The sequence below is a fragment of the Blautia ammoniilytica genome (genome assembly GCF_025566965.1).
Classification (GTDB): domain Bacteria; phylum Bacillota; class Clostridia; order Lachnospirales; family Lachnospiraceae; genus Blautia_A; species Blautia_A ammoniilytica.
Map to the genome: position 1 here is coordinate 22,613 of NZ_JAOQJL010000021.1, position 12,664 is coordinate 35,276.

Annotated in this window: 9 protein-coding genes; 5 read left to right on the top strand and 4 right to left on the bottom strand. The window is 44.5% G+C overall.

Going from position 1 to position 12,664, the window contains the following annotated elements; genetic code table 11:
* Positions 1-103 precede the first annotated feature (103 nt).
* The 4 genes from OCV61_RS11240 to OCV61_RS11255 all read left to right on the top strand — a co-directional run bounded on the left by OCV61_RS11240 (position 104) and on the right by OCV61_RS11255 (position 6,913).
* The gene (locus OCV61_RS11240) at positions 104-2,365 is read left to right on the top strand and encodes a glycogen/starch/alpha-glucan phosphorylase (protein ID WP_158421936.1); all 2,262 of its coding nucleotides are present in this window, start codon (positions 104-106) and stop codon (positions 2,363-2,365) included.
* A 377-nt stretch (positions 2,366-2,742) separates the two neighbouring features.
* Positions 2,743-4,134, top strand: coding sequence for an asparagine--tRNA ligase (gene asnS / locus OCV61_RS11245; protein WP_158421907.1), 1,392 nt, complete (start codon positions 2,743-2,745; stop codon positions 4,132-4,134).
* A 127-nt stretch (positions 4,135-4,261) separates the two neighbouring features.
* Entirely contained in the window at positions 4,262-5,317 is a 1,056-nt protein-coding gene (locus OCV61_RS11250) for a metallophosphoesterase family protein (RefSeq protein WP_158421908.1), read from the top strand.
* Positions 5,318-5,350: 33 nt separating this feature from the next.
* The gene (locus tag OCV61_RS11255; RefSeq protein WP_158421909.1) at positions 5,351-6,913 is read left to right on the top strand and encodes an ATP-binding protein; all 1,563 of its coding nucleotides are present in this window, start codon (positions 5,351-5,353) and stop codon (positions 6,911-6,913) included.
* Positions 6,914-7,033: 120 nt separating this feature from the next.
* Here OCV61_RS11255 and OCV61_RS11260 read toward each other — a convergent pair whose 3' ends face one another.
* Genes OCV61_RS11260 through OCV61_RS11270 form a run of 3 tightly spaced genes read right to left on the bottom strand, consistent with a single transcriptional unit; the run spans position 7,034 to position 10,418 of the window.
* Complete coding sequence (locus OCV61_RS11260; protein WP_158421910.1) at positions 7,034-8,215, bottom strand: ribose-phosphate pyrophosphokinase; 1,182 nt, start codon at positions 8,213-8,215, stop codon at positions 7,034-7,036.
* Positions 8,216-8,218: 3 nt separating this feature from the next.
* Positions 8,219-9,202 carry an ATP-binding protein gene (locus OCV61_RS11265; protein ID WP_158421911.1) on the bottom strand — a complete coding sequence of 328 codons (984 nt, stop codon included), beginning with the start codon at positions 9,200-9,202 and terminating at the stop codon, positions 8,219-8,221.
* A gap of 19 nt (positions 9,203-9,221) precedes the next feature.
* Positions 9,222-10,418, bottom strand: coding sequence for a DnaD domain protein (locus tag OCV61_RS11270; protein ID WP_158421912.1), 1,197 nt, complete (start codon positions 10,416-10,418; stop codon positions 9,222-9,224).
* A 144-nt stretch (positions 10,419-10,562) separates the two neighbouring features.
* Here OCV61_RS11270 and OCV61_RS11275 point away from each other — a divergent pair, with 144 nt between their 5' ends.
* Entirely contained in the window at positions 10,563-10,820 is a 258-nt protein-coding gene (locus OCV61_RS11275) for a hypothetical protein (RefSeq protein ID WP_158421913.1), read from the top strand.
* A gap of 187 nt (positions 10,821-11,007) precedes the next feature.
* On the opposite strand, the gene murC is transcribed toward OCV61_RS11275, so the two are convergent.
* Positions 11,008-12,387: a UDP-N-acetylmuramate--L-alanine ligase gene (gene murC / locus OCV61_RS11280; protein ID WP_158421914.1), complete on the bottom strand. Its 1,380-nt coding sequence runs from the start codon at positions 12,385-12,387 to the stop codon at positions 11,008-11,010.
* Positions 12,388-12,664 lie beyond the last annotated feature (277 nt).

Sequence of the window (12,664 nt, forward strand, 5' to 3'; positions counted from 1 at the left end):
TCCGTGCTAAGATTGTATCATCAAAAAGAGCAAAGAACGAAGAAGCAAAAAGGCGCGTATGAAAAGGTCTGAATATACAGACCAATGGATGAAAGGAGAAACAATGGAAGCTTTAAAGACAATGATCAATGACATGTTCCACAAAGACTGTTCTTCCTGTACAAATGAAGAGATTTATACAGCTCTTCTTACTTACACAAAGGAAGCACTGGAAGAAAAAGGTTATCACAACGGAAAAAAGAAAATTTATTATATTTCTGCAGAGTTCCTGATCGGAAAGCTGCTTTCTAACAATCTGATTAACCTTGGCATTTATGATCAGGTTGCAGATTACTTAAAAGAGAACGGCAAATCCCTTGCTGAGATCGAAGAGGTTGAGCCGGAACCATCTCTTGGAAATGGCGGACTTGGACGTCTGGCAGCATGTTTCCTGGATTCTATTGCAACACTGGGACTGCCGGGAGAAGGAATCGGTCTGAATTATCACCTGGGTCTGTTTAAACAGGTATTCAAAGACAGACTTCAGAATGAGACACCGAACCCATGGATCACCAACAATACATGGCTTACACCTACAGATGTAACATATACTGTACCGTTCCACGGATTTGAGCTTGAGTCTAAAATGTATGATATTGCAGTTGCAGGCTATCAGAATAAAGCAATCCATCTTCATTTATTTGATATTGATATTGCAGATGAGAGCATGGTTCATGATGGTATTGCATTCAATAAAAAAGACGTACTTCATAACCTGACTCTGTTCCTGTATCCGGATGACAGTGATGATGACGGAAGAAAGCTTCGTATCTATCAGCAGTACTTTATGGTAAGCAATGCTGCACAGCTGATCCTGGACGAGGCAGTGGCCAAAGGCTGCAACCTTCATGACCTGGCTGATTACGCAGTTGTACAGATCAACGATACACATCCAAGTATGATCATTCCTGAGTTCATCCGTCTGCTGACTGCAAAAGGTATTGACTTTGAGGAAGCAAGCGATATCGTTGCAAAGGTTTGTGCTTATACCAATCATACGATCCTTGCAGAGGCACTTGAGAAATGGCCAATGAGCTATCTGGAAGAGGTTGTTCCTCATCTTGTTCCTATTATCAAACAGCTGGATGAGAAGGTTAAGAGAAAATATCCTCAGGAATCCGTTGCGATCATTGACAGCAACAACCTGGTGCATATGGCACATATGGATATCCACTATGGCTATTCCATCAATGGTGTGGCAACACTTCACACAGAGATCCTTAAGAACAGCGAGTTGAAGCAGTTCTATGATATCTATCCTGAGAAATTCAATAATAAGACAAATGGTATCACATTCCGTCGCTGGCTGATGTATTGCAACCATCCTCTGACAGAACTGATCACATCCCTGATCGGAGACGGATTTAAGAAAAATGCATTTGAACTGGAAAAACTTCTTGCATATAAGGATGATCAGGAAGTATTGAATAAGATCCTGTCTATCAAGACCGATGCAAAGAAGGTGTGCAAAGATTTCATCCTTTCCAACACAGGTGTTGAGATCGATGAGAACAGTATCTTTGATATCCAGATCAAACGTCTTCACGAGTACAAACGTCAGCAGCTGAATGCTCTGTACATTATTTATAAATACCTGGAGATCAAAGGCGGCAAGAAGCCGGAGAAGCCTGTAACCTTCATCTTTGGTGCAAAGGCAGCTCCTGCATATGTGATCGCAAAGGACATCATCCATCTTCTTCTTACACTTCAGGATCTGATCAAAAATGATCCGGATGTAGCTCCATACATGAAGGTTGTAATGGTAGAGAACTACAATGTAAGCGCAGCTGAGAAGCTGATCCCTGCATGTGATATTTCAGAGCAGATTTCTCTGGCATCTAAAGAGGCTTCCGGTACAGGTAACATGAAGTTCATGCTGAACGGTGCGGTAACTCTTGGTACTATGGATGGTGCAAACGTAGAGATCAGTGATCTGGTTGGCGAGGATAACCTCTATATCTTCGGACAGTCCAGCGAGCAGGTTATCCAGCACTATGAGAAGGCAGATTACAATTCAAAAGCTATCTATGAAGGCAATGCAGATATTAAGAAATATGTGGATTTCATTGTCAGCGATCAGGTGCTTGCACTTGGACATGAAGAGAACTTAAGAAGACTTCACAATGAGCTTGTGAACAAAGACTGGTTTATGACTCTTCTTGACCTGGAAGACTATATTAAGGTTAAGAACCAGGCTCTGGCAGATTATACAGACAGAGAGAAATGGGCTAAGAAGATGCTTGTGAACATTGCAAAGGCTGGCTTCTTCTCATCTGACAGAACCATTGAGCAGTACAATGAGGATATCTGGCATCTCACAAAATAAATTTCAGGTAAGATAAATTACAGGCAGGATAAGTAATTTACAGGCAATATAGATTAATTGCAGGCAGGACCTGTACAGAAATAAAAAGGACAGAACTGTATCGTGTAGGACGGCAGTTCTGTTTTTTATGTAATAGGAAATTACTCCGTAATGTTCCTATTACATAAAAACGCTCCGCGAGGATGCGACTACGGGATATTGCCTGTGGACAGCAATTGAACAGCAATTGAAACATCAATTGAACAGTTATATTTTGGCCTTATTTTTTCTTGCGTAAAGAACAGGAATAGTCTATACTGTAACACAACAGGCAGTGTGGGACGGATGAGATCCATATTGCTATCGATAATGTAATATGAAGAGAAAGAGGACAGATTATGAACCTTACAACAGTTAAAGAGATTTACAGAAACAGAGATAAATATCTGGATCAGGAGATCGCAGTAGGCGGCTGGGTACGCAGCGTGCGTGATTCCAAAACATTCGGATTTATTGTTCTCCATGATGGTACCTATTTTGAAACACTGCAGGTAGTTTACCATGACAATATGGAGAATTTTGCACAGATCAGCAAGCTGAACGTAGGTGCAGCTATTATTGTAAAAGGTACTCTGGTAGCTACTCCCCAGGCAAAGCAGCCTTTTGAGATCCAGGCTTCTGAGATCACACTGGAAGGAGCATCTGCACCGGATTATCCTCTTCAGAAGAAACGCCATAGCCTTGAGTATTTAAGAACCATGACCCATCTGCGTCCACGTACCAATACCTTCCAGGCTGTATTTCGTGTACGTTCCCTTTGCGCATATGCGATCCATAAGTTTTTCCAGGAGAGAGGTTTTGTGTATGTGCATACACCACTGATCACAGGAAGTGACTGTGAGGGTGCAGGAGAGATGTTCCAGGTCACTACACTTGACCTTGTAAATACACCTGTAGATGATCAGGGGAAGATCGATTACAGCAAGGACTTCTTCGGAAAAGAGACCAACCTTACTGTCAGCGGACAGCTGAACTGTGAGACTTTTGCACAGGCATTCCGCAATGTATATACCTTTGGACCTACCTTCCGTGCAGAGAATTCCAATACCACCCGCCATGCGGCAGAGTTCTGGATGATCGAGCCGGAGTGTGCATTTGCTGATCTTCAGGATGATATGGATCTGGCAGAGGCTATGCTGAAGTATGTGATCAATTTTGTGTTGGAGAATGCACCGGAGGAGATGAACTTCTTCAATTCTTTTGTTGATAAGGGGCTTCTGGACAGACTGAACCATGTGGTTAATTCTGAGTTTGGCCGTGTGACCTATACAGAGGCTGTAGAGCTTCTTGAGAAGAACAATGACAAATTCGATTACAAGGTATCCTGGGGATGTGACCTTCAGACAGAGCATGAGCGCTATCTGACAGAGCAGATTTTTAAGAAACCTATCTTTGTTACGGATTATCCAAAGGAGATCAAAGCCTTCTATATGAAGCAGAACCAGGATGGCAAGACAGTGGCAGCCATGGACTGTCTGGTACCGGGCATTGGCGAGATTATCGGAGGAAGCCAGAGAGAAGAGGATTATGACAAGCTGAAAGCCCGTATGGACGAGCTTGGCATGAAAGAATGTGACTATGACTTCTATCTGGACCTTCGTAAATATGGCACTACCCGTCATGCAGGCTTTGGCCTTGGCTTTGAAAGATGCGTGATGTATCTGACAGGAATGGGCAATATCCGTGACGTAATCCCATTCCCAAGAACTGTAAATAACTGTGACCTGTAAGATAAAGGCCCTGTCATAATTGCAGGGTGCATTTGCTGCATGCTTTGATCTTTGCAGTTATGTTTGATCTTTACAGATGTATTTTACCCTTACAGGTATAGCTTATCTATATAAGGAGCAGATCAGAATGAGATTTATTCATCTTGCAGATGTACATCTGGGAGCAGTACCTGACAGGGGATGCCCCTGGAGTGAAAAGCGGGAAGAAGAGATCTGGGAAACTTTCCGCCGGGTTATTACGGGTATCCGTGAAAATCCGGTGGATTTGTTATTTATAGCCGGAGATCTTTTTCACAGGCAGCCATTGCTGCGTGAACTAAAAGAAGTGAATCATCTGTTTTCTACCATTCCGGAGACACAGGTGTATCTGATGGCAGGAAATCACGATTATCTGAAGAAGGATTCTTTTTACAGAGATTTTCCATGGGCAGATAATGTGGTGTTTTTTAAAGATGAAAAGCTTACCTGCGTAAAAGACAAAAAATTGGATGTATATGTGTATGGTTTAAGCTATGAACACCAGGAGATCAGGACTCCTCTTTATGATGGAATCCGCCCAAAGGAAGGAGAGGGACTTCATATCCTTCTGGCTCATGGTGGGGATGCAGATCATATACCGGTGAATATAAACAGCTTATCTGCCGCTGGATTTGATTATGTGGCAATGGGGCATATTCATAGGCCGCAGATCCTTTTAAGGGACAGAGCAGCTTATGCAGGAGCTTTGGAGCCTATTGACAGAGGTGACCTGGGAGAACACGGATATATAGAGGGCAGGCTGGAGAATGGCAGGCTGCGCGTTTCCTTTGTACCTTTTGCATCCAGATCCTATCAGCAGCTTCTTCTCACTGTATCTCAGGAGTCGACCCAGATTTCTCTGGAAGAAGAGCTGAAGGATGAGATTTACAGAAGAGGCGGTCTGAATATTTATCGGGTGATCATCCAAGGAGAACGTCCGGCAGAGCTGCTGTTTATTCCGGAAAAGCTGAAACAATTCGGCAATGTTACAGAGGTCCTGGATGAATCCCGGCCTATGTATGATCTGGAAGCCTTGCAAAGACAGTACAGTGGTACCCTGATCGGGGATTATATTACGTATTTTCTGGAAAAAGACAGAAGCATTGTGGAAGATAAGGCTTTGTATTACGGTCTTCAGGCACTTCTACAGACAAGTGCAGTGTGATTAACTGGTGTTAGCAGAGAGGACAGGAATTGAATGATCTTCAAACGACTGACGATTAAGAATTTTGGAAAGATCCATGACAAGACTCTGGAGTTTTCCCAGGGGATCAACATACTTTACGGAGAAAATGAAAGTGGAAAAAGCACGGTCCATACCTTTGTAAGAAGTATGCTGTACGGGATCACAAGGCAGCGGGGACGGGCCTCCAGAAATGATATTTATACCAGGTACGAGCCGTGGGAGAATCCGGCACAGTACGGTGGGAGTCTGTGGTTTTCAACCGGAGGCGAAGATTATCGGCTCACTCGTAATTTTTATAAAGAGAACCAGAATGGGGAGCTACTTAATCTTCGTACCGGAGAGCTGACCGGTGTGGAGGATGGCCAAATGGAGCAGCTGCTGGGCGGTGTAAGCCAGGCTGTATATGACAATACAGTGTCTGTGGCGCAGCTGAAAAGCGTTACAGGTAAGGACCTGGCATCTGAGGTACAGAATTATATGGCCAGCTACCAGGGAACCGGGGACAGCTCTGTAGATCTGGGAAGAACGATGCAGATGCTGAAGATGTCCAGAAAAGGCTATCAGGTACAAAAGGACAAAAAAAGAAAAGAAGCAGAAAAAGAGCAGGAAAAGCTGAATGCTAAAATGGAATATCTGAATCGGGAACTGGAAGAATTGAAGGAGAGACAATCCCAGGTATCCAGGAAAGAAGAAAAGCTGCAGATCCGGTCTGGACAGGACAGCGGTCTTGACATGATCGAAGGGAAGATCCAGGTTCTTCGTAAACGGCGCCTGACACTTACTACAGCAGCCTTATTGGCTGTGGTCCTGGGCATTGTAGGACTTTTCAGCAGGTTTTCCGCAGCTGATCAGATCACCAGGCTGGGATGGGATTTCTGTATTCTGCTTGGGATAGGGATGATCCTGTATTATCTTGGGCGGCGGCGTATGCTGGATCGTGATCTGGCCAGCCAGAACAGATTGCGTACCAGGTGGCTCCAGCAGCAGGAGAAGCTGAAGTGGAATAAAGAATCCCTACAGGAATCTTTTGAAGAAAAAAGGGTGGATTTTGAAAATCTGCAGGAAGAATACAAGGATTATGAATCGGAGATCTGGATGCCGGTCAGTGAGGACATAGAGATCCAGGCGCTGAATCTTGCAATGGATACCATTGAGCAGATATCAGGCAATATACACCGGCAGGTAGGATACCGGCTGCGGCAGCGTACTTCCCAGATCTTGTGTGAGATCACAGATGGCAGGTATCAGGAAGTACTGATCGACCCGGATCTTCAGATCAGCGTAAATACCAGCGAGCGGATAATACCTGCCCAGAGATTAAGTAGAGGTACTATAGAACAGCTGTATTTTGCTCTTCGCATGGCAGCTTCTGAATTGCTTTGCGGTGGGGAAACCTTTCCTGTGATCCTGGATGATGTATTCGGGATGTATGATGAAGCCAGGCTGGCAGCAGTGCTTCACTGGCTTGAAAAAGAGCAAAAACAGGTGATCATCAGCACCTGCAATAAAAGAGAGGCTCAGATACTGGAAAGAGAAGGAATCCCGTATCGTTTGCAAAGCCTTTCAGAGGAATAAAATGGAATAAATAATCATTAAAAAAGATCTCCCGCATCCAGGAAGGATGCTGTGGAGATCTTTTGAGGTTAAGATCATTTTTAATAGTGATTTGTGTATTTTGATACTTGAATTATCATATTATTTGTACTGTGCCATGTAGTTGTTCACGCAGCGCTTGATCCTGTCTACTGGGTTCAGAAGGTGGCTTACAGAAAGATCATGGTTCAATGTATCAATGATCAATGCAATATATTTGCTCATGTCACAGGTGATATAATATGGCTTCTCAAGAAGCTTGGCAGGCTGATATACCAGGTTTGTAGTGAGAAGCTTGTCAAATACACCTGCCTGGTGGGCTTCATCAAATTTGTCAAGGCCATCTGTAAATAATCCGAAGGTAGAACAGATGTAGATCTTGCCAGCTCCTCTTTCTTTGAGAAGGGATGCAATCTTAAGCACTGTATCACCTGAGGAGATCATATCATCGATCAGGATCATATCCTTGCCTTCCAGCTTAGGACCAAGGAATTCATAAGCAGCTACCGGATGACGTCCATCTACAAATTTGGAATAATCCAGACGCTTGTAGTACATACCCATATCAACACCCAGGATATTGGCAAGGTAAATGGCGCGGCTCATGCTGCCTTCGTCAGGGCTGATAATGGCAAAGTGATCATTATCAAGGTGAAGTCCTTCTTCGTTGTGAAGAAGAGCCTTAATGAACTGATAAGAAGGCTGCACTGTTTCAAAGCCGTGAAGCGGTGTGGCATTCTGGATACGTGCATCATGAGCATCAAAAGTGATGATATTCTCTACCCCCATACTGATCAGCTCGTGAAGTGCGCTGGCGCAGTCAAGGGACTCTCTGCCTATACGCTTGCTCTGACGGCCTTCATAAAGATAAGGCATGATCACATTCACTCTTCGTGCCTTGCCGCCGATGGCGCCGATCACACGCTTCAGATCCTGGAAATGATCGTCTGGGGACATCAGGTTGGTGTAATTGCCGATAGGGTAGCTCATGCTGTAATTACATACATCTACTAAAATATAAACATCATCACCACGGACAGATTCCGAGATCACGCATTTGCCTTCACCAGAACCAAATCTGGGTGTCTGTACCTGGATCGTATAGGAATCTCTCTGGTATCCTTCAAAAGAAAATGAATCTATCTCCGGGTGTGTACGCTCATTACGCCACTTAACAAGCCATTCGTCTACTTTCTCGCCTAAGGGGCGACAGCTGTCTGTGGGGATCAGTCCAAGCCTTCCAACCGGAACGGTTGATAATTCCTTTGTGGATCTTTGTGCCATGTTCTATTTTCCTCCTAAATAGTTTTTCTTCATCCGGATGTCTTCTCCTGTAAGCTTCAGGATAATATAGTTATTGCAGATACGGGAAAAGGTCCGTTCAGAGTAAACATTCTGTATTTCACCCAACTCCAGATTGGTGGAGATGATGGTGGATCTGTGTCTCATAATACGCTCATTGACGCACAAAAACAACTGGGAAGACACAAAACTGTTGGTAAGCTCTGTTCCCAGGTCATCAATGATCAGCAGATCGCAGTCGTACACCAGATCGTTGTCTTTGCCTGTGCTGTCGCCGGAAAAGGTATTCCGTGCCAGCATATCAAACAGGTCAAATGCAGAAAAATATAAAACGCTGTGGGAGCTTTCAAGAAGATCATGGGCGATACAGTGGGAAAGAAAAGTCTTCCCAACGCCTGTGTTGCCATAGATCAGCAGGCTGCGGGGATCCTGGTCAAAGGATGAAACGAAATCCCTGGCAGTCTGGTATGCACGCTGTGCGGCTTCCAGTGCGGACAATCCAGTGGACGCATCTATTGTAGCAGAATAATAGTCAAAAGAAAAGTGGTCAAAGTTTTCTTTTTTGAGAATTTCATTTAAATTGGACTGAGTATACAAAAGCTGTATCTCCGCCCTGTGGAAACAGGAGCATTTCTTGCTGCCGATATAGCCGGTATCCTGACAATGAGAACAGGTGTAATGCATCTCAAGATAGTCGGAAGGGTAGCCATTCAGGGCAAGCAAAGCTTCACGCTCCTGGGCAAGCAGGGATATGGCAGCCTTCAGATCCTCCAGGCTGCGATCCAGACCGCTGATCATGGAGCGGGCTTTGGCTGCGCTTAAGGAAGCTACTTCGCTGTCAATCTCACGAAGCCTGGGAATCCGGTCATAAGCTTCCTGCCTGTGCTCCTCCAGCAGACGGCGGTTCTCAGCCTGCTTGCGGCTGTATTCTCTCATAATGGTATCATATTGAAAATTCTGTAAAGGCATAAACGATCAATCTCCTCTGTTAGTGAGGCTGTTGGGAGTAGGGATTCTGGCGCTCCAGAAGCTGCTTCTCAAGTTCTTTGAAATCATAATTCCGTTGTTGGAAGTTATTGAAGCGATTAGGGGACTTAGGTGTCTGGGAACGGCCCCGGCTGTTGTCCTGGCTGCGCTTCTGGTGCTGGACATCCAGGGCATGTACTGCCTCTGGGGTAAGGGCACCCTTTTTGAACCATCCGGTAAGGATCTTGTGTGCGTACTGGAAGCTGGGCTGTCCGGTCTGCATAATGGTGCGGCTGCAGGCTTCCTGGATCATGTCCATGGAAAATCCGTAATCCTTCAGCCATGTATCCATCATAACGATCTCTGAATCCACAGGGTTGCGATTGGTGATCCCCATAGCTTTCAGGATGGTGAAATAGTCTCTGCCATAGCGGGAGGTGGAATCCTTGGCCATCTCCACGGTAGTGATCCCTTCCTTAGACCAGGCCATGGCAACTGTCTCAATATAACGCATGCTCTTATGGCCGCGGCCTACACAATACTGGATCAGGAAATCAATAAGATCCACGGACATCTTCAGTTCATCGTAGAAGAAAAGAATCTTACGGGTATCGGTGGGGGTAAGAGTCTTGCCAAGGTATTGCTCACATATGTAGATCAGCTGTGCTACATCCTCGTTCTCCTTAAGCTCCTTGATTCGGGCTGGGGTGAGAGCAGAGGCAGATCTGGACGGTGCAGTATCCGGCTGTGGCGTGGAGACAGTGGCTGCAGATACCATCTGCGAAATAGGAGCAGTGGCTGCCAGTGCAGACTGTGGAACAGAGACAGTGGCTGCAGATACCGTCTGCGAAATAGGAGCAGTGGCTGCCAGTGCAGACTGTGGAACAGAGACTGTAGCTGTCAGCTCCATCTGTGTATCCGGGGAAGGCTCTGTCAGGGTAATACCTGTCAGCTCTCCGGAAGGATCAGTCTCAAGGATCAAAAGTCCTTCATTACTCCAGTACTTCAGGGCACGGCTGATATCCCCCTCTGTACAGTTCAGACGATCTGCCAGAAGAGGCAGACAAACAGAAGCGGAAGGATCGGCAAGAAGCCGCAGCAGGTAAATATAAACTTTTACAAATTCGCCGCCGGCTCCCGGCATATACTGATCAATAAATATATTGGAAAGTATCGTCACCTGTGAGGATGAAAGAGCCCGGAGATGGATGGTGTTCATGGACTGTTACACTCCTTTTCTGAAAGTGGATTTATTATAACACAACTTTTTTTAAAAGAGAATACCGGGGTTAAACACCAGTAATCATCCACATTTAAATGTGGATAATGTGGATAGTGTGGAAAGAAGGTTGCCAATAAGATTATGGGAAACCGGAAAAGGTTAGAAAATGTTGGAATAAGGCATTTTATAGGAGGAACTGTTGTCGAATTATGTCAAACAGATTATACACATAAGAATCCACACCTTTATGGGAGAAAAAATGTGCATAATTCTGTGGATAATGTGGATAAGCACGGAAAAACAGCAAAAATACTGAGGTTTTTAATTGTGGATAACTTTTTCTTTATGTGGAAAACAGGGGACGAAATGTGTATAAATAAAAAAAGAACATTCATATAGTTTTCTGTAAATTCTCTCTGGATTAGAGGAAAAACAAAAAGCAAGAATGCCTCGGCATTCTTGCTGCGAGGTGCGCGTCATGCAATTGCATGACATACTTCTCCTGCGCACCTCTGCAATCCTGCCGGAGACTATATCAGCTGGGAGATAACTCCCAGCTGATATATAAATGTTCTGAAAGACATAATTATTTACCAAGTAGCTGTTCGCCGATACGTACTACATCTCCGGCTCCCATGGTGATCAGCAGATCGCCAGAAGCACAGTGGGAAAGAATGTAATTCTCGATTTCGTCAAAAGATGGGAAGTATTCACATGGAGTTCCAAGTGCCTGGATCCTTTCCTGAAGGTCAGCAGAAGAGATGCCGATGGTGTTGGTCTCTCTTGCTGCGTAAATATCAGCCAGGATCACATGATCAGCCAGGGTCAAAGCCTGTGCAAACTCAGGAAGCAGTGCTTTAGTACGGGTATATGTATGTGGCTGGAATACACACCAGATTTTCTTGTGAGGATAATTAGCTGCTGCTGTAAGGGTGGCACGGATCTCTGTAGGATGATGAGCATAATCATCTACAATGTGGATCCCGCCCACTTCTCCCTTAAATTGGAAACGGCGGTCTGTACCGGTGAAGCTTCCAAGTCCTTTGACAATGGTATCATCAGGGATCTGGAGCAGCTGAGCCAGTACAATAGCTGCCAGTGCATTGGATACATTGTGGATCCCCGGAACCTTCAGGTAAAAGCTGCCTGCCTTTTTACCATTTCTTAAAACGGTAAAGGAGGCATGTCCATATTTGTCATAGGTAATATCAGTGGCCTGGTAATCAGCCATATTCTGAACGCCATAGGTGATCACATTACATGGAAGGTCTTTGATGATGTCTTCATAATGAGGTGTGTCTACATTGATGATCAAGGTGCCATCTGCAGGGAGAAGCTGTGCAAAGCGTCGGAAAGAATGACGGATGTCCTCAATATCTTTGAAAAAGTCCAGATGATCGGCATCCATATTCAGGATCACGCTGATTTTTGGAAAAAAGCTGAGAAAGCTGTTGGTATATTCGCAGGCCTCGGTTACAAAGGTCTCAGACTGTCCCACACGGATATTGCCTCCGATGGAAGGAAGAATACCGCCTACGCTGATGGTAGGGTCGCAGGCTCCTTCCAGAAGGATCTGGGAAATCATGGAAGTGGTTGTGGTCTTGCCATGAGTACCGGAAATAGCGATGGGTGTCTGGTAATTGCGCATGATCTGCCCCAAAAGCTGGGCACGGGTAAGCATAGGGATCCCCTTTGCCTTAGCTGCTGCAAATTCAGGATTATCCGGGTGGATCGCTGCTGTATATACCACAATCTCTACATCATCCTGGATGTTGGAGGCACGCTGTCCGTAAAAGATACGTGCTCCCTTTTGGGCAAGGGCATCGGTAAGAGGGCTTTCTTTGGCATCAGAGCCGGAAACAATGAAATCTTCCTGAAGCAGGATCTGAGCCAATCCACTCATACTGATACCGCCAATCCCGATAAAGTGGATATGAAGCGGTTTGTGGAAGTCTATCTGATACATAATAAAAATCTCCTTAATGAAAAATATAAATTTGCTATAGTATACCTCTTTTAAGAAAAAATGAAAAGTATTTCTTTGAATAACAGGTTTTTAAAAAAAAATCAGGTGTTTTTTTAAGATGCAATCCATGAAAATGTAAAATAAGGTCGAAATATATAAAAAATAGACAAAATACACAAAAAACAGAGGAAAAAAGGAAAAAAATAGTATACAATAGATATAAAAAATAAAATAATTGGACAAAAAAATTGTAAAATATGTTCACGAAATGGATAAA